The 19335-nt window shown below is 34.1% G+C and carries 15 protein-coding genes; 11 read left to right on the top strand and 4 right to left on the bottom strand.

Annotated features, from left to right (window positions below; genetic code table 11):
- Positions 1–5: 5 nt before the first annotated feature.
- Entirely contained in the window at positions 6–1070 is a 1065-nt protein-coding gene (locus M0R21_09460) for a PorP/SprF family type IX secretion system membrane protein (GenBank protein MCK9618046.1), read from the bottom strand.
- Between the two features lie 766 nt (positions 1071–1836).
- Here M0R21_09460 and M0R21_09455 point away from each other — a divergent pair.
- From M0R21_09455 to M0R21_09405, 11 genes are all read left to right on the top strand, one after another.
- A complete protein-coding gene (locus M0R21_09455; protein MCK9618045.1) occupies positions 1837–2034 on the top strand; it encodes a hypothetical protein in 198 nt (65 codons plus the stop codon).
- Between the two features lie 11 nt (positions 2035–2045).
- Complete coding sequence (locus tag M0R21_09450; protein ID MCK9618044.1) at positions 2046–2909, top strand: hypothetical protein; 864 nt, start codon at positions 2046–2048, stop codon at positions 2907–2909.
- Positions 2910–3042: 133 nt separating this feature from the next.
- Entirely contained in the window at positions 3043–5253 is a 2211-nt protein-coding gene (locus M0R21_09445) for a carboxypeptidase regulatory-like domain-containing protein (protein ID MCK9618043.1), read from the top strand.
- Between the two features lie 331 nt (positions 5254–5584).
- On the top strand, positions 5585–6826 hold the full coding sequence (locus M0R21_09440; protein MCK9618042.1) for a hypothetical protein: 1242 nt from the start codon (positions 5585–5587) through the stop codon (positions 6824–6826).
- A 233-nt stretch (positions 6827–7059) separates the two neighbouring features.
- A complete protein-coding gene (locus M0R21_09435) occupies positions 7060–8763 on the top strand; it encodes a hypothetical protein (protein MCK9618041.1) in 1704 nt (567 codons plus the stop codon).
- Positions 8764–8866: 103 nt separating this feature from the next.
- The gene (locus M0R21_09430) at positions 8867–9490 is read left to right on the top strand and encodes a hypothetical protein (GenBank protein MCK9618040.1); all 624 of its coding nucleotides are present in this window, start codon (positions 8867–8869) and stop codon (positions 9488–9490) included.
- Positions 9491–9579: 89 nt separating this feature from the next.
- A complete protein-coding gene (locus tag M0R21_09425) occupies positions 9580–10383 on the top strand; it encodes a hypothetical protein (protein MCK9618039.1) in 804 nt (267 codons plus the stop codon).
- Between the two features lie 78 nt (positions 10384–10461).
- A complete protein-coding gene (locus M0R21_09420; GenBank protein ID MCK9618038.1) occupies positions 10462–11364 on the top strand; it encodes a zinc ABC transporter substrate-binding protein in 903 nt (300 codons plus the stop codon).
- A gap of 100 nt (positions 11365–11464) precedes the next feature.
- Positions 11465–12226 (top strand): ABC transporter ATP-binding protein, encoded by a 762-nt coding sequence (locus M0R21_09415; GenBank protein ID MCK9618037.1) that lies wholly within the window; start codon positions 11465–11467, stop codon positions 12224–12226.
- A gap of 4 nt (positions 12227–12230) precedes the next feature.
- Positions 12231–13049: a metal ABC transporter permease gene (locus M0R21_09410; GenBank protein MCK9618036.1), complete on the top strand. Its 819-nt coding sequence runs from the start codon at positions 12231–12233 to the stop codon at positions 13047–13049.
- A 14-nt stretch (positions 13050–13063) separates the two neighbouring features.
- Positions 13064–13828, top strand: coding sequence for a menaquinone biosynthesis protein (locus tag M0R21_09405; GenBank protein MCK9618035.1), 765 nt, complete (start codon positions 13064–13066; stop codon positions 13826–13828).
- Here M0R21_09405 and yidC read toward each other — a convergent pair.
- The 3 genes from yidC to guaA all read right to left on the bottom strand — a co-directional run bounded on the left by yidC (position 13810) and on the right by guaA (position 19333).
- Positions 13810–15738, bottom strand: coding sequence for a membrane protein insertase YidC (yidC, locus tag M0R21_09400; GenBank protein MCK9618034.1), 1929 nt, complete (start codon positions 15736–15738; stop codon positions 13810–13812). The two genes, M0R21_09405 and yidC, sit on opposite strands and share 19 nt — an antisense overlap.
- A gap of 60 nt (positions 15739–15798) precedes the next feature.
- A complete protein-coding gene (locus M0R21_09395; protein ID MCK9618033.1) occupies positions 15799–17754 on the bottom strand; it encodes a LysM peptidoglycan-binding domain-containing protein in 1956 nt (651 codons plus the stop codon).
- Positions 17755–17821: 67 nt separating this feature from the next.
- Positions 17822–19333: a glutamine-hydrolyzing GMP synthase gene (gene guaA / locus M0R21_09390; GenBank protein MCK9618032.1), complete on the bottom strand. Its 1512-nt coding sequence runs from the start codon at positions 19331–19333 to the stop codon at positions 17822–17824.
- Positions 19334–19335: the final 2 nt, after the last annotated feature.

The following is a 19335-nucleotide window of genomic DNA, read 5'->3' as shown; positions in this document are numbered from 1 at the left end:
ATAAATTACTCATAAAGATAATTATACTTGATAATCATGGTAAATTCTATAGAATCGCCATAAGTATAACGCCGGTTTGACATGCAAAAATCATAATCCAATACACATTTTATAAGCAATTTATGCAAATCGGGCTTAAATAAATCATAACCAACTTCAATAATTCCTGAAAGGTCGGATTTATCAACCATTATGTTCCTTGCCCAAAAGCCGAAAAGAACAGGATAAGTATAATAATTTCCACCTATAGTCAAAGTATTAAACTTATCCTGATGCTCAAAAGCCGATGCCAGCGAAAGACGGTTGTATTTATATATTTTATTCCCGGTACAAATTGATTTATTGTAATTAATCTGGGCGATATACCTCTTTGGAATTCTTTCATTTTTATTATTAAAAGTATATGAAGCATTATTATAAATATGATGTGCCGATAATCCGAAAATCCAGTTGTTTACCGGCTCTCCATAACTTGAGTTTCGACATAACCCATAGGTAAAAACTGAACCGAAGGACACATCGTAATATTTAAACCACCCAATATCAGTTGAAGCGGTATACCTATTATATGGGTCCACCTTTCCCATTACGGCATCTAATTGGCTGCTAAAAGTTAAATCCAAAGAAGTTATTGATTTTTTAATGGTATTTACCAACAAACCTATCCTCAGTTTTTTATCTTCAGAAAAAAGAACTCCGCTTGCAAGGGATATTCCAACTGACTGAGTATTATAGAAACCTTCCTTGGTATCTAAAGTAATAATACCAACCCCTATTGAATTTTCCTTTCTCATATTTTTCGGAATAATGCCGATATCATAACTAATATTTGCAGTTCTGAATCCATTATCATCAATATCGTATTTAAATTTCCGGTAATTAGTCCTAAAAGTATTATAATATTCCGTTTTCCATGCTTTTCCCAGACAAAAGAAATCATTGTAGCCCGTAAATGCCGGGTTATAATAGGTTGGGCAATTATAAAACTGCGAAAAGTTAGGATCCTGCGCATTCAATTGTTGATAAAGCATACCTACAATAAAAAATAATACTACATTTCTATATTTCATTTTATGATAATTATTTTTTAAGATTGTAAAAATAAACAGAATTATTTTTATTAAAAAATTTTCTGTTGGATAAAAAGAGCATTCTATTGGATAAAAACATCCTTCTCTTGGATTTTTTCTTACATGCGATTTTTATAGCTTAATTTTATATGCATTTTTTATACACGTTCTTTTATTTTTAAAATGGTGTACAATAATAATTCTTGTATGATATATCAATTTGGGGAAATAAATATATTAATACAAGAGTGTAAGCTATAAACACAGCAAAACAGAAGTAAGATGTAGCAAATCAATGATAAAATGAAATTACTGATTATTGAAATACAGGGATAATTTTCATGAAATAGCTGTTTGTAACCGAAAAACTGTGGTTTGCCAGTAAAATGAAGCGGTTTGCTAATGAAATGATGTAGTTTATTATTGAAATAATATGGTTAGTCAGGTAGATGATGTGGTTCATTCAAGAAATAGAAAGGTACGCCTGTGAAATCTACCGGTCTGCCTGTGAAATGGAGAGGCCTATCTATTAAACGAAAGGGTTGAACAGTGAAATGAAGCAGTCAGCCTTTGAAATGGAGGGGTTTATCCGTAAAATGAAAGAGTTTAACAGTGAAATGAAGTGTATTACCAAAATCAATTACAAATTAAAAATTACGAATTACAGGAATCAATTACGAATTACTTAGTTAATAAACACTTAATAAATGAATGAAATTTCATAAAACAAAACAGGAAAATTAAATCTTAAATTAAGGAGGCTATCATGTCCGGTTATGCAAAATGTCCAAAATGTGGGAAAGAAGTAATATTAAAGTATCCTGCAAGCACAAAATTGAATCCATTAAGTCCTTTTAAATTATTTGCTAAAGCTGTAAAAGGGACTTTTGATGAAGTGAAAGTTATCTGCCCAAAATGCGGATACAAAGGAGATTATGGAGAATTTGAAAAAATTTATAATTAAAAAATAAAAATATGAAAAAAGTAATTATTTTTTTAGGAATATTAGTTTCAGTACTAATTATCAGAATGAGTGCATCAGCACAGAATTCATTTGAATATTTATCACAGGCATTATTAAAAGGTATATATGTTGCAAAATTATATCCTGAATATGAATATGCCGGTATTGGCTCACTATATGGGGCTTTATTAAACACTGGTGAAAGCATTTCTCTCTATTTCGACTTCAATAGTTATGAGGATTATATTATTTCTGGTATAGCCGATGAAGATGTTAACGATTTGGACATTTCTATTGAGGATGGTTATGGTTATGTTTATACAAAGGATAACAAAACAGATAATGTTCCGATAGTTAGTTTTAAACCTTCAACTTCTGGTACAAAATTGATACGTTTAAAAAATTACAGATCAAATGGTGCATCATTTTGTGTTTTACAAATTTTAAAAAGAGGAACTCATAATAAAGAATCTACTCAAAAACTTGCTCAGGCATTAGTAAGTTGTATTTTATTAGCTGAAACACTTTCAGATTATACTTCCTATGTTTTTCCTTCAGGTAGCTTTTGTTTGTTTGGAGGATGTTATGAAGAAAGTGAAGAAAGTGGATTGTTTAATTATCAAGTAGCTACTAATGGTGATTATTATCTACTTGCTGCAGGAAGTGACAATATAAGCGATGTAGATGTAAAAATTATTAAACAAAATGCTTCTGGTGATATGAGTGAAAGCACAATTGCAAGCGATGCACAAACAAATAAATTTTCAGCCTGCAAATCATATTTATATTCGTTTAATAATTATTATCTTAAATTAAAAAATTACGTATCCGATGGCAAAGGATTTGTATTTGGTGTTGTGGTAAAAGAAAAATAAAATACAAGAGAACGAATAAATGAAAGAGGTGTTTATTTTATAAATCCGGTAAACGTTTATGAAGTGGATAAAATTTAATAACAAAAAAAATCAGACAATAAACTATTAATTTAATTAAAAGGAGTTTTAAAATATGAAAAAAAATTTAATTATTATAATTGCATTAATCCAATTATTAATTACGGGATGTAAAAAAGATGAAAGTACACCAAAGGAATACAAATATTCAAAATATTTATCAAAAATTGAGAATAATAGTTTAAAAAATATTTCAAAATTTGATTCAGCTGGCATAATTCAATTTAATAAAGCTACAAATGACCTAAAATCACTTAAAGCCGGAGATATTATTGTTAGTGGTCCTTGTACTATGGCACCTTATGGTTTTTTAAAAAAAATAGGATCTGTTAATGTTGTTGGAAATACTGTAACATTGATTACATCCAATTCAACTTTAGAAGAAGTTTTTGATAAAGCATCAATAGATTTTTCCAAGACATTGACTTTATCTGATTTAGCTGGAGAGCCAAAACTATTAAAAGGAGCAAAATTTATAAAAAACAAATCAACAACTGGATTTTATTTAGCAATAGATGATGTAGTGGTTTATGATGATGATGGAAATACAGAAACAGATGATGATCAAATTAAATTAAATGGAAGTATTGACATTAATCCTTCCTTTCAATTTGTAATGCAGATTAATAATAACCATCTTGAAATGTTACGTTTTTTAAACACAACTGAGCAGATAATTGAAATTGAGGCAAGTTGTGGAAAAGATTTATTCGATATTGAAAAAGAAGTAGCATTAGCAACATTTAATTTCCAGCCAATAACAATATTTATAGGATGGGTACCTGTAGTTTTATGTCCTGTACTTGAAATTGATGTCGGCGGTAAAGCAAATGTAAGTATAGAAGTATCAACAAATATAACACAAAATGCCACCTTAGAAGCAGGTTTGGAATATAATAATGGTAGCTGGACTAAAATTAGCAATTTCCAGAAAACGTTTCAAGTTGACCCACCACATGTAACATTAACAGCAGATTTTAAAGCATATGCCGGACCACAATTTAATTTGCTTTTATATGGATTGGCAGGACCCTATGTTGATGCAAGTATATATGGTGAATTAGAAGCAGATATTTACTCAAACCCATGGTGGACATTATACGGAGGTGCAGAAATAGGGGTTGGCGTTCAAGTTCAATTTCTAGGTAGACAGATAGTAGATTATTATTATCCAGCAGTAATTGGATATAAGGATGTCATCTTGCAAGCCTCTGGTGAAAGTGAGGGACAAATTTCAGGTATTATTAAAGATGCAATAACAGGTAATCCGTTAAATAATGTAAAAATAGAAGCTAAAAAAAATAATTTATACCAAGCTGAAACATATTCAAACTCTAATGGTGAATTTAATTTAACAGTCCCAGTCTATGATAATTATGTTTTGAATTTTTCTTTAAATGGGTATATGCCTGTATCTTATCATAATATTGCAGTAGCAGTAAATAGTACAACCCACCTCGAACCAGTAATGCAAATTGATAATAATTACTCAGGTATTGGTAATATTTCAGGAACAATATATAATGCATTTACAGGATTTACAATTGAAAATATTACACTAAAAGTACGAAAGAATATTAATAATCAAACTGGAGAAGTTTTACAAACAACGACAACAGATTATTATGGAAATTATTATTTCAATAATCTTAAGGCAGGTAATTATACAATTGAAAGTTCTGGAACAGGTTATGTAACATCCTACTTTTCTGCAATAAGTATTGGTGGTCAGAATACGGGAAATCAAAACGGAACCATTACCCCTCAAATCAATCCCGACGAATACCGGTTTATATTAACATGGGGTGAATATCCTTCAGATTTGGATTCACATCTAACAGGACCAACTAATGAAAGTTATCGCTTCCATACATATTATCAAAATCTTGAATTTTGGTATAATAATGAATTATATGCCAGTTTAGATATTGATGATATTTCTTCTTTCGGACCTGAAACAACTACTATTTATAATTTGCAAAATGGTATGTACCGTTTTAGTGTACATGATTATTCAAATAGAGGAAGTACTTATAGTTTAAGTATGTCAAATTCTAATGCACAGGTTAGAATATACAAGGGAAGCGATTTAGTTCAAACTTTTTATGTGCCAACAAATACAGAAGGTACATTATGGACAGTATTTGAAATATATAATAATAACATAGTACCCATAAACACTATGACTTATGCAAGCGATCCGTCTGGGATAACAAAACAAGCAAATACAGATGCAAACATTATTGTGAATTTACCACAAAAGTAATTCACCTATTTTATTATTAAATATAATTTGAAAAAATTTAATATATTAAATCAGTAGAATTAAAAATAAACTAATCAATATGAAACTAAAAATAAAACACCGGCTTAGTGGAATTTGTAATTCAGCAGAATAAAAAGCAAACATTATAAAACAAATGAAAACAGAAAATTACAAATTTTCTATCGTTCCGAGCGGAATTGCAAATTACGCTCAGCCGATGCAAGTTTATAAGAATTAGTAAAAACTTTAAAAAAATTATTTCTTTTTGCTGACTTATAAAGTAATATCTTTAAAATTATTATAAATTAATCTTAAAAAAATGATGTCAAAAATGTCAATTATAAAATGGTTTATTGTAGTATCACTTTTTTTCGTAATTATTTGTAATTGCAATAAAAAAGAAGAAACAGATACTCAAACGACTTCCACTGATTGTAATGTTGGCTCTAATAGTAAATGTAATCTAAATGATGAGATGAAATCAATTTCAGGTAATTGTTCTTTAAAACTTATTAACGATATGTGGGGAATTTACGATAAAAATGGAACAAAACCCAATACTTTCTATTGCCAATGCATTTTTAATAATGGAAATATTTTTGGCTGGAAATGGCAATGGCCACATGATGGCGGTTTAGCATTGTTGGGGATAAAATCTTATCCTGAAATCCTCTTCGGTAGAAATCCTTATAATAATAATGCTTCTACTACTTCACTTCTTCCCATAATGATTTCAAATATTGACCAAATACAAGTAACATATACAGCGAATTTGAATCTATTGACTCAAACCACCAATCAATACAATTTGTCTTTTGATCTCTGGGTTACTGATTCCCAAACTCCAACTTCATCAAACATAAAAGCAGAGATAATGATTTGGGAACTTGCCAATACTGGTTTCACGCCACCATCAAATATTCCAACATATTCTAATGTTCCAATTGGGGGGCAATACTATGATCTATATGAATATCCTCATGGACTTGACCCTTATTGGACTCATTCATTTGTATCTAAATCTACACCAAATATTTCCAATCGGATTATCAATCTTAAGCCATTTTTAGATTATTTAATAAATAAGAATGATTTTAGCACTGACCGATTTCTTTCTAATGTAACTTTTGGAACTGAACTTTATGAGGGTTCTGGAACAATTACATTTACTGATTATGCAGTAAATATAAGCACTTTGCAAACGAATAATTCTGATTTTAAAATAACCAGATGCTTTTATACGGAGACAAATAATATAGAACAAGCTGTTGTTAATGAATTTGGGAGCAATTATAGAATCGCCGATTGGAATGACATAGTTTCATATTGTCAATCAAACTCACCTGACCAATTTATTAATAACCTAAATTGGCAACTTGGAGAAGAAAACTCATTTATAGTGATTTGGAACGGTCAACATTTCTATAACAATGGCACTCGTCATTTTTATATTTCAAGGTTTGACCATAATAAGCCTATCCACTATTTAGCTCATGATAATATTGATAATCACCATATTGACCTTGGTTCATGGTATGGTTTAAATATGCCGATATTATGCATAAAAAAATGAAAAGAAAAATAATACAAACAGTTAACAATGTCTTTTCCCCTAAATAATTGTAGAAAAATTTGAAAATAGTTTAGGTCTTCTTAAATTTATAAAATTTGAGAAGAACAAAGAAAAAATTTACAGCAGAAGAACATCTTACAATAACAGGAAGAGGCAGAAAATAGAAAATACAAAATACAAAATACAAACCGCTAAAACAAAACAATTAACTAAAAAATAAGGAGAATTGAAAAATGAAAAAACTATTAACATCTATTTTGCTTTCAGGTATATTTACCTTAGGAAGCATGTGCCAGGAACTGGAACTGGAAAAAACTTACCAGATACCAGGCAAAGCCGACATTAACGACCTTGCAAATATTTATTATAATGACACTACCGGTGTATCTACTTTTACTTACATCACTAAAGAAAAGTCTGATATTATTAAATTCGAAAACTACATTTTTGATAAAGATTTTAATTTTATTAAAAATGAAAATGATGAGTTAGATATTTCTGCTGCCAAATCCAAATATTCGTGGTGGAATTATCTTGGTGATGAATACGCTACTGAGAATTTATATGTAGATGAAAAGGATGATTTGATGTTAAAGAAGAAAGCGACTACTTATACCTACCAATGGGATCATGCACGATATACTTCAAGAACGAAAATCTTGGATAAGATAAAATTACGTAACGAAGAAGGCGAAAAATATTTTCATTACCGAAACTGGTGGTCGGAAGATCATGGAGAATATACTTACATTTTATGTGGTATAAATGAAAAAAAAGATAAGCTAAGCAACGAAAAAAAATTCCATTTGTTAAAGCTTAATCAAGAAGCTGAAATCATTAAAGATATTGAAATAAAATTCGATTATCCACAAGAGATAGCATGTCCTAGGTTTGTTGATAAAAAATCGGAAGGACGATTTAATGATTTCCAAAATGATATTATTATTGTTTTTGCGCCCAAGGCTGAAGGTTCAAAAGTATCAGATCCAAATAAAACCAATTTTACATATCTACGTGTAGATTGCGATTTAAACATTATTGATAAAATTTCATTTACATCCCCATGTTCGTTTTGGAGCATTGAAGATTATATTATTGATGATAAGACAAATTCGATTTATTTACTTGGAGCTTCTTTACAAAAAAATAAAGAATATTATAATGAACTTTCAGACACAAAGAAATTTGATGGGTTCCAGGTTATGAAAATTGCTGAACACAAATTAGTATATGTCAACTCTGTTTCCATAGACGAATTATCAAATAAAATTGCTATGCCACCTTCACAGAAAAAGAGTAAACCCTACGAAGGAAAACGATTCTTCATTTCTGAATATTCTACTACTTCGGCAGGCTATTTATTTGTTGTGGGGCAATCGTGGTATGTTGATGCTATGGGTACATTAAGTAATATGAATAATAGCGGTGTGGGATTAGGAAAGGAAAAGAAAATAAAATATTCAGATTGTTTTGGCTTTGGGTTTGATAAAGAAGGAAAATTGATAGGACAATATATTTTTGATACCAAAGGATTTATGGGAGGAAACGATGTGTCAACGTACCAATATCTTTTTGTAGGCCAAAATCCTCAAAATATTTATTGGTTTGTTCTACAGCCTCTTTATTGGAATTGGAATCCTTTAGTATCTGTTTACGACTATAAGCCGATTAAGCAACCTCCTTTACATAAAATCAAGGTTGGCGGTACAAAGTTTAACTGTGATATTATATCATCAAACTTCGGAAAGATAGACCTTGGTAAAAATTTAATGTCGGAATTTTCAAATTATCAAATTAATAAACAGGAAAAGAAATTCTATTACTTATGCCCTGCACTCCCATTTTTGCAAGTGAATGATAATAAATTAATATTATTTGGTACTCAGTCCAGGTCTAAAGGGAAAACCTTATGGTTTGCAAGAATTAGATTGGATTAATTATTTTATTTAATTTTGAATGATTTACTAACCCGAAAGGAAAGTTGTGGAAGAAACATCTTTCCTTCCTTAAATGTAATTATTTTTTTAAACCTTCTTCAAAATGAAAAAACTACTCTGTCTCCTTTTTTTCCTTCTTTCAGTCAGCGTTTCATTTTCCTATGCCCAGATAAAAAACGGATTTTATGTTCGTGAAGGCTTTGCAATTCCTGTTGGGAAATTTACTACTACCCAACGACAAGGCGTGTGGGATAATACATTTCCGGGTGTTAGTTTTGTGGGATATACATTTGAGTTTGGAAAACATTTTTACATCGGCGATGCGTTTTTAAACGATAAACTCAGATTTGGAATAGATGCAACTTTTATTTCTTATAATTTATTCTTTGGCAAAAAATTAGAAAGTTGGGATGATAACTCTGATATTAATTGTTATTCATTTTTAGGTCAGAAAGCTGGTCCAATAGTTACTTTTAATCTTGATAAAAAAAAATACCTCGATTTTGGTTTTCGATTAACACCCACAATAGCATATTATTTTGGAGAATATGATATGGATATCTGGGGCAGAAGAATCAATAAAGAAGTGTTACTTAACTATCGTTGGAAATTCCTTATGATTTCTTTGCAATTTAACATTGGTAAAATTAATTTTAACGATTTCAATGGCGACGGACAAATGGTTGACGTGTCAACTGTTAATTTTATGTTTGGCGCCAAATTCTAAATTTTGTATATTTGATATCTAAAAACTCTTATCTTTTCTTTATAAGGGATTAAGTGATAACGGCAAAGCAATTCATAAAACTAATCAATATGAAACTAATAATGAAACCCATCTGCTTTATTTTAATAGCTTTTATTTCCCTCCCTGTCCTGATTTTTTCGCAGGATAAAACTCCCTTTCCGGCAAGAGGAGGAGTTGGTGTGCAGGGAGGTATAAGCATTTTTGCTCCAAAAGATTTGAATGACTTTACCCAGGACTTCTGGGACAACCTTACTAACAAGTTTTACAGCTATGGCTACGATGGCAGCGATAAGGCAATTCCGATAATTTTTGGAGTTGATTATCGGATTAAAGCCGTTGGAAGGTTTGCCAATGCCATTCAGATTGAAGCCTGGAAGGAAAATTTTTATGCAACCGGGCTTGAAATCAAAACTGACTTTTATATGTATGGATATGGTTACGACCAACATCTAAAGGCAAATTACAGCTTCAATCCTACCTACTCGGCTATCGGGGCAAGCCTGCTGTTTACTCCTGGAGCACATAAAAAACGTGCATTTGTAACTTTTGGAGCCGGAATCGGAAAATATGAGGGCGAACTTGAATATAAACGAAAAGGTTACGAAATCGTCAACGGTCAAACCAACACTTTCGACGAGACATATCACTATAAAGGTGATGTAACGGGATATAACGCCACACTTGGCTTCACCTATGTCCCCTGGCGAATCTTCGAAATTGAAACTTTTTTTATGGGAAGATGGGCTAAAATACCCGAAATTACCGATGAAGATGGCAACGTTTTCCGGAATCAGTACAACAACAATGAAAAAGTTTCGCTCGATTTCACTGGTTTCGATTTCCGCCTCGGTTTTAAGTTTATCCTGCCCTAACCTCCGAAACCTATTTCTTCTTTTTTAGCACGAAGTTTGCATCCTTTTTATACCTTTGTTTGCCAAACTTAGAGAAAATTGAAGGAGAAAACCTTTCTTTTCATTGTTATTGCTGCGTTGATAATGGCATGCAATAACCCTGAACATTATAAAAATGTTAGCGTTAGTCATTCACTTTCGGTAAGTATCCAGCCACTTAAGTATTTTGTTTCTGCCATTGCCGGTAACGATTTTACAGTAAAAGTACTTGTTCCTCCCGGACAAAGTGCCGAAAATTTCGAACCAACTCCCGGACAAATTCAGCAACTTTCCGACGCTTCCGTCCATTTTTCAATAAGCCATTTCGACTTCGAGAAAGCGCTGAATGAAAGCGCAAAAGCCCTAAATCCTGACATTAAAATAATTGACTTGTCGAAAGGATTATGTCTTCTCCAACTTCATGAACATACACACCAAGGGCATTCGCATTCATCGAATGCCGATCCACATATCTGGCTTTCGATTAAAAATGCAAAAATATTTTCCAAGCAGATTTACCAAGCACTTTGCAATACCTTTCCGAAGAAAAAAAATATTTTTACATCTAATTTCAATTTATTGATTTCGAAACTAGATAACATGGATAAAAATGCGGAAATGCAATTTGCTGGTTTTACACATCGTAATTTCATTATTTACCATCCGGCTCTTGGGTATTTTGCCAGAGATTATAATTTGATACAGAATGCTATAGAGGCTGATGGGAAAGAACCTGCTCCTAGCAATCTGAAACGCCTGGTTGACCTTGCCCTTAAAGATTCCATCCATACAATATTTATACAAAAGGAATTCGATGATAAATATGCCCGTTCGATAGCATCAGAAATAAATGGTAAAATAATTTATGTTGATGCATTATCACCCAATTGGGTTGAGATGATGAATAAATTGATAATGGAAATGAAGACAGCTTTTGTGGAAAAAGTTGCCAGAAACAAGTGAAAATAAATTTTGAATAATAAAAAGGAATATGCTTTTAAAAACAATGGAAATTATAAAAGTAAATCCTGAACTTTTTTAAAAAAATTAATAAAATTTTGCCTTGAAACAGGAGCTTGTTAAAATTTCATCCGTTACAACGGGTTATGAAAACGAAGCCACTCTGAAAAACATTACATTTTCGGTTTTTGATTTCGATTTTATAGGTGTAATTGGACCTAATGGAGGTGGGAAAACCACTCTGGTAAAGCTTATAATGGGATTAATAAAACCTTATTCAGGGCAAATCGGGTATCACGAAGTGGCTAAAGGAAAAACTCTGATAGGCTACCTGCCACAGATGAACCAGATTGATAAAAAGTTCCCCATCACAGTAAAAGATGTTGTTCTTTCGGGTCTTATGTCGGAAAATAAAATCTATTACCGATTTACAAAAAAAGACTGCGAAAGAGCTACAAACCTTCTCGAACTGACAGGTATCGCCAACTTGCATAAAAAACCTGTGGGAGAGCTTTCAGGAGGGCAGTTGCAGAGGGTTTTCCTTTGCCGTGCATTAATTTCTTCACCCCGCCTTTTAATATTAGATGAACCGAATACATTTGTTGATAATAAATTCGAATACGATTTGTATGAATATCTGAAAATATTAAATCAAAATATGGCTATTATGCTTGTAACTCACGATATTGGTATAGTAACCACTTATGTAAAAACAATAGCCTGTGTAAATACTTATCTGCATTATCATCCTTCTAACCAGATTACCGAGGAGCAACTTAGCATGTATAATTGTCCGGTACAGTTGGTTACCCATGGCGACCTACCACATACAGTATTAAGCAAACATAATCACAGCGATGAATAGTCTGATAGAATTATTTCATTATCGTTTTTTTGTAACTGCTTTACTCACGGCTGTACTTGCAAGTATTTCATGCGGAATAGTCGGCACATACATAGTATCGAAACGTAAAGTTTTCATCAGTGATGGCATTACGCACGCATCCTTCGGAGGGATAGGCATTGCTTTTTACATGGGAATAAATCCAATTGTTGGGGCTGTAATTTTTGCAATAATTTCTGCCCTGGGTATTGAATTTATTTCAAAAAAGGGTGATATACGCGAAGATTCGGCAATAGGGATGATATGGTCGCTTGGGATGGCACTTGGGATTATTTTTATATTTATTACCCCAAACTATGCACCAAATTTAATGTCGTTTCTCTTCGGAAACATACTAACGGTAACATCAACTGAAGTGTTACTTATGTTTGCACTTACTGCCATAATATCACTTTTCTTTTATTTTTTTTATAAAACAATACTTTTCATTGCCTTCGACGAAGAGTACGCACGCACGCACCGCCTACCGGTACAGATGTTTAACTATCTGATGATAGCTCTGATAGCTTTATGTATCGTTTTGAATATCAGGACAACAGGGATTATTTTGGTATTGTCTTTCTTAACTATTCCACAATCAACTGCCAACATTTTTACACGTAACTTCAGTTCAATAATTTTCTATTCGATATGTTTTGGAATAGCAGGATCGGTAATGGGTTTATTGCTGTCTTACTATTTTAATATTCCGTCAGGTGCTTGTATAATTTTTGTTTTTGTAATAGTATTTATATGTGCAAAAGTATTGAAAATGTTTTGTACTAAATTATTGAAAAGCAAGTAACCGTATCAAATACCATGATAATTGATAACACAAAAAAACCAGTACGCATTTCAGCCATTTCATATCTTAATACTCTTCCGTTTGTATATGGTTTGACTCATTATTTTGATGGAGACAGCATAGAATTGCAGTTGGAGGTTCCTTCAGTTTCAGCCCAGAAAATGATTTTAAAGCAAGCCGAAATAGGATTACTGCCAGTGGCAGCTTTACCGTTGCTTTCTGATGAATACCGGATACTTGACTATTGTATAGGGACACGGGATAAGGTAAATACGGTGCTTTTGCTTAGCAATGTTCCACTTCAATCCATTAAAACTATCAGCCTCGACTACGATTCGCGTACGTCTGTCGAGTTAGTAAAAATTCTTGCCCGATATTACTGGAAAATACAGCCGGATTACGTCTCTCTTGCAAGAGAAGAATCTCACGTACAGGATATAAGTGATGCGGCAGTTTTTATCGGTGATAAAACCTTTTCCCTGAAAAGCCGTTTTGCTTACATTTACGATCTGGCTACCGAATGGAATCGTTTTACCGGGCTGCCCTTTGTTTTTGCATGCTGGGTGGCAGTTAATTCATTGTCAGAAGATTTTATCAGCCAGTTTTCACAAGCTATTGAGTTTGGGATAGCCCATATTAGAGAATCTATCATGGATAAAAACCTTCCTATTTCAGAATCTGAGGCTTACGATTATCTCACTCGGAACATAAGTTTCAGATTCGATGCAGCAAAAAAGGCGGCAATGGAGAAATTTCTTTCTTACTTGCGAACTGGATAGCCCCGTTTTTTAGCCATATCTTCCAGTCGCTTCTGAAAACTGGATGTTTTCACAGGTTTTTTTCTGTTTTCCTGGATTTTTGCATGAATTTTATCTTCATTCACAAATTTACGGATCAACCACATTTGGCCAAAAGTAAACAGGTTGGCAAGCAGATAATAATAGCTTAGCCCTGAGGAATAGCTGTTGAAGAATCCGAGGAACATTATAGGCATCAGGTACATCATTGTCTTCATACCTGGCATTTGCTGACTGGTACCCGACATCATATCATTATTGATTTTGGTGTAAATGATAGTCGAAATGGTCATCAACAAGCAGAAAAGGCTGACATGGTCACCATAGAAAGGTATATTGAACGGAAGATTGAGAACAGAATCATAGGAAGAAAGGTCGTGCGCCCAAAGAAACGGTTGCTGTCGCAATTCAATAGATGCCGGGAAAAACCGGAACAAAGCGATAAGTATCGGCATTTGCAGCAGCAATGGAATGCAACCCGACATTGGGTTTACCCCGGCTTTTTTGTACAAAGCCATCACAGTTTGCTGCTTTTTCATAGCATCCTCCTTTTTGGGGAATTTTTTATTTATCTCTTCCACCTCGGGTTTCAATACTTTCATCTTAGCCGAAGATGTATAGGTTTTATAGGCTATTGGGAAAAGGACTATCTTAAGTAAAATGGTAAGAATAAGAATAATAATGCCATAATTCATATTGAAGGTGCTCAGGAAATCAAATACCGGTATAACGGCATAACGGTTAATCCACTGCATAAGGAAGAAACTCCATCCGAGAGGAATTTGCCGTTCGAGGTCGAGATGGTATTTCTTGAGTAAATTATACTTATTCGGTCCGAAATAAAGCGACATGGGAATACTCTGGCTTTGTGCAGGATTAAAAGGAACGGAAATTTCAGCTTTCATTGTTTTCAGATAGTGGTCGCCGTCGGTTCCTGTAGAAGTTTCTATTGTTCCGCTGTTAAAAAAATCATTGGCAATAAGTGTAGCCGAAAAAAACTGGGTTTTAAATGAAATCCATTTTACCTTGGTTTTCAGATCGTCCTTTTTGTCCTTGGTTTCCGGGATAAAATCTACTTCGTCCTGGAAATATTTATAGTAAATGGTGGCATTTTGCCTTTCATTTTTCAGGCTGCGTTCCTGCGAGCGCATGTTGGCTTTCCAGTCAAGGTTGAGATAATTTACATTTCCGGAAATTGCCTGGTTCATCCCAACAAAATTTACCGTAAAACCGGTCATATACTTATCACCCCGCAAAGTATATAAAAATTCGATGTAACGCGTTTTATCGGCTATTGAATCGGTTCGATAAGGATAAAGCCGCATTCCGAAACGCAGTGAATCGTTACCTGATACGCTTAACGAATCCTTATTATTTTGCAAACTATTGTACCAGAAAGGTTCAAAATACAATTCATCGGTATGGATGGCACGGTTATCCGAAAAGAAAGTAAAGGAAAAAACAGAGGAGTCAGCATCGAAAAGCTTTACCGGCAATGTGTCATAGGTGTTGTATTTTTTAAGCTGTACACTTTGGATTCTGCCACCTTTGGATGCAATTTTCAGTTTTAATACTTCATTTTCGATGGTGTAAAATGTATTTTTACCGTAAGCAACATTGCCAAAAATTCCATATTCCTGTTTCTTTTCACCAATAACATTCTCTGTCTTTTCTACCTTTTTTGCAGAAGGTGAATCCGCAACTGCCATAGTTTTTTTCTGAACTTCCTGTTGCAATTTGGTGATTGAATCAGTAATGTGTTGTTCGCGAAGGAGCGAATCGTTACGAAGTCGCATGGCTTCCTTTTCCTCTTTCGAAGGCATTTGCCACAGGCTGAAACCTATGATAATAGCAAAAATAACTACAAGACCGATAATATTGTCTCTGTTCATGACACGTTTAATTTAGCCGGCAAAGATAAATAATTAAGATTATGTATTTACGCTGTAAATTTACCTTTCGGGGCTAACATTTTCCATCAGGTAATCTTTATATCGAATGATATATCCCAACTGATTTTCATACCCATCGTTACCAAAGCTTTTAAATCCGAAACGGGTTTCGAGGGTACGAATCTCCATGTTAGAAAGGCAATCTCCAAAATCTTTTCCATAACGGTAAAGCGCATTAAGAAAATACCAGGTAACATCGAAACCCAAAAAGGCATATTTGCTTTGTTCTGGCACGGTTTTGTATTTAGTACGAAACTGACCGATAAATGTATTGACATGGGCATCCTTAAAATCAACAAAAGAAGGCTGATACAAATGTAGGTTCAGGTTCAGTGCATGTACAATATCAAAATCCATTTCAGCCCAGCTCGGCATACCGAAAAGCGTAATCCGGTGATTGTTTCGCTGTTCATTCAGTTTATTAAGTATGTTGAATACAAATGCCTTATTTTCCGATAAAGCCAGGATGATATTTTCCCGGTCAGGCGAAAGGTTTTTAATGATTTCGGAAATAGAAATACACTCTTTAAAAAGTATTTTCCCGGTCTTCCCGTTGCCCATCTCAGCCTTCAATGCACTTAACAACGCAGCAGTTTCATTGGTGTTAGGATACCTGATTACTATCACATTGGGGTTGGAATAATTTTTCATAATGTATCTTGCCATCAAATCGAACCCCGTGTTTACAGAAGGTTGAATTTTGTAAACACTATGGTTGTTTTCCACAATTTCAGAACGTTGCGATAATGGATTGATAACAGGAATGCCATTCTTTTTGGCAAAAGCAGAAACTTTTTTAAAATTTCTGCTGTAGAAAGGGCCAATAATCATATCCATTTGTTTCATTTCGGGTTTTCTGAGCAAAACACCGGTACGCGAAGTATCCTCATCAATATCATACACATACATCTTTACTTTCAGCCCCTTGCTTTTTAATGAATCTGCAGCAATCACTGCCCCTTCGTAAAATTGTAAAAACCGCATGGATTTAAACGATGTGGCATCTTTAACATTTTCAATAGTTGCAACATTAATGTTATCAACATCTTTTAGGTAAAGTGGGAGCATAAGCGCAACACGGTAAACGCCTTCTTCCCCCGATTCATTACAGTTTGCATTGGTTACTTTTTTCTCAGGCTCTACAATTTGTTTCTGTTCAATCTCTTTGTTTTTAACTTCTTTTATCGTTCTGGGCTGTACCGGTTCCTGTACCTTGTTTTTATTTGCCGTATTATGGGAAGGAATGTTTATAATTTGTCCCTTTTTCAACCCGGTTTTTAATTCAGGGTTTGAAGCCGTAATTTCTTCTATACTTACGCCAAATTTTTTGGAAATTGCCCACAGGGTTTCCTTTTCGGCTACCGGGTACTGTATATACTCTGCATTATTGCTTTTTGGGGGTTCTACGGTATTTTTTTGTACATTTCCGGAAGGCGGTGTTTTTTTCGGCTCCTGTTTTGCAACCGGATTTTTCACCGGAATTTTTATTATAGCATCCATTTTCAAGCCATTGTTTAACTCAGGATTGTTATCCATCAGTTCCCTTTCCGTTACCCCATACTTTGTGGTTATGCTGTAAAAGGTTTCCTTTTCCTGCACGGCATGATAAATAAAATTATCGGTAACCTTATCGGCAATTTCCTGTTTATCATTAGTTGTATTTTTTTCTTTATCCCCTACAACAGGTATCGTTTTAAGGACAACGGGAATTTTAATTATTTGCTTAGCCCTTATTCCTTTTGTAAGTTCAGGATTTTGTTCGGTAAGTGTAGTTGTATTCACCTCATAGGCTTTGGCAATGGCTTCTATAGTTTGCCCATCCTTAACAAAATGGATGTAATAATCCTTGCCTTCTATTTTTTCAATAATTTCAGAACGTTTTACTTCTGTTTTTTTCTGAGCCATTGTACAAAAAGGCATAAGGGCAATAAAAAGAAAAAAAATAGTTTTCTTCATGTTTTTTATCAACTTAAATTATGTTTCCGTTTACCGGAAAATTTTTGTATAAATATTTATAAAAGGTTTATTCCCATTCTATCGTTGCGGGTGGTTTTGAGCTTATATCGTACACCACTCTGTTAACGCCTTTTACTTTATTAATAATGTCGTTTGAAACTTTTGCAAGAAAGTCGAAAGGCAGATTGCACCAGTCGGCAGTCATTCCGTCGGTAGAAGAAACTGCTCTCAGGGCAACTACATTTTCGTATGTACGTTCATCACCCATTACACCTACAGAGTGAATTGGCAAAAGTATTGTAGCCGCCTGCCATACCTGTCCATACAAGCCGTTTTCCTTTAATCCTTCGATAAAAATATGGTCTGCTTCCTGCAAAACCTTAACCTTTTCTTCGGTTACTTCGCCTAAAATCCGTATCCCCAGACCAGGTCCGGGAAAAGGATGTCTTTGCAAAATTGCTTCCGGAATGCCCAAAGCAGTCCCCACGCGGCGTACTTCGTCCTTAAAAAGACTCTTCAGTGGTTCCACCACTTTCAGCTTCATAAAATCGGGCAATCCGCCCACGTTATGATGCGATTTAATGGTAGCCGATGGTCCCTTTACCGAAACAGACTCAATTACATCCGGGTAAATGGTTCCCTGTCCCAGCCAGTTTACATTTTCTATTGCATGAGCTTCAGCATCAAAAACATTGATAAAGGTTTTCCCGATGGCTTTCCGCTTTTCTTCGGGATCTGTTTTGCCTTTCAAGGCATCCAGAAATAATTTTCGGGCATCTACTCCCTTTACATTCAAACCCATGTGCATGTAAGAATGCAGTACATTCTCAAACTCATTTTTTCGCAGTAAGCCGTTATCTACAAAAATACAGTAGAGCTTTTTCCCTATTGCTTTGTGCAATAAAACTGCTGCTACAGTGGAATCTACGCCTCCCGAAAGCCCCAGAACCACCTTTTCTTCGCTAATAGTATTTTTCAGTTCCGAAACAGTAGTTTCGATAAACGAATCCGGTGTCCAGTTTTGGCTGCATCCACAAATGTTTACAATAAAATTATGCAGCAATATGCCCCCTTCTTCTGTATGATATACTTCGGGATGAAACTGGATGCCATACGTTTTTTCATTGTTTACGGCATAGCCGGCAATGGCAACATCGGCAGTAGCGGCAATAACCCGGCAGACATCAGGTAATGAAAGTATGGTATCGCCATGCGACATCCATACCTGCGAACCGGAATGCATCCCACGGGTCAGCGGACATTCTGCATCAACAAACGAAAGATTTGCCCTTCCATATTCCCTGATTGTTGATTTTAATACTTCGCCACCACCACTTTGAGCCAGTAATTGCGCCCCGTAGCATAAGCCGAGTATGGGAAGTTTCCCTTTAACCGGTGATAGATCGGGGTGGGGCGCATTTTGTTCACGAACTGAGTACGGGCTTCCCGAAAGGATTATTCCTTTAAGGTGCTCCTTTGCTTCTATCTTGTAATTATACGGCTGAATCTCACAATACACATTCATCTCACGGATACGGCGGGCTATAAGTTGCGTATATTGTGAGCCAAAATCAAGAATTA

This window comes from Lentimicrobiaceae bacterium (assembly GCA_023227965.1).
GTDB lineage: Bacteria > Bacteroidota > Bacteroidia > Bacteroidales > JALOCA01 > JALOCA01.
Note: the sequence above shows the minus strand (reverse complement) of the source record. Positions and strands in the feature narration are given on the sequence as shown.

What these genes read in the sequence shown, in the direction of transcription:
- M0R21_09460 (MCK9618046.1), bottom strand. Translation starts at nt 1,070, where the DNA reads ATGAAATATAGAAATGTAGTATTATTTTTTATTGTAGGTATGCTTTAT.
- M0R21_09455 (MCK9618045.1), top strand. Translation starts at nt 1,837, where the DNA reads ATGTCCGGTTATGCAAAATGTCCAAAATGTGGGAAAGAAGTAATATTA.
- M0R21_09450 (MCK9618044.1), top strand. Translation starts at nt 2,046, where the DNA reads ATGAAAAAAGTAATTATTTTTTTAGGAATATTAGTTTCAGTACTAATT.
- M0R21_09445 (MCK9618043.1), top strand. Translation starts at nt 3,043, where the DNA reads ATGAAAAAAAATTTAATTATTATAATTGCATTAATCCAATTATTAATT.
- M0R21_09440 (MCK9618042.1), top strand. Translation starts at nt 5,585, where the DNA reads ATGTCAATTATAAAATGGTTTATTGTAGTATCACTTTTTTTCGTAATT.
- M0R21_09435 (MCK9618041.1), top strand. Translation starts at nt 7,060, where the DNA reads ATGAAAAAACTATTAACATCTATTTTGCTTTCAGGTATATTTACCTTA.
- M0R21_09430 (MCK9618040.1), top strand. Translation starts at nt 8,867, where the DNA reads ATGAAAAAACTACTCTGTCTCCTTTTTTTCCTTCTTTCAGTCAGCGTT.
- M0R21_09425 (MCK9618039.1), top strand. Translation starts at nt 9,580, where the DNA reads ATGAAACTAATAATGAAACCCATCTGCTTTATTTTAATAGCTTTTATT.
- M0R21_09405 (MCK9618035.1), top strand. Translation starts at nt 13,064, where the DNA reads ATGATAATTGATAACACAAAAAAACCAGTACGCATTTCAGCCATTTCA.
- yidC (MCK9618034.1), bottom strand. Translation starts at nt 15,738, where the DNA reads ATGAACAGAGACAATATTATCGGTCTTGTAGTTATTTTTGCTATTATC.
- M0R21_09395 (MCK9618033.1), bottom strand. Translation starts at nt 17,754, where the DNA reads ATGAAGAAAACTATTTTTTTTCTTTTTATTGCCCTTATGCCTTTTTGT.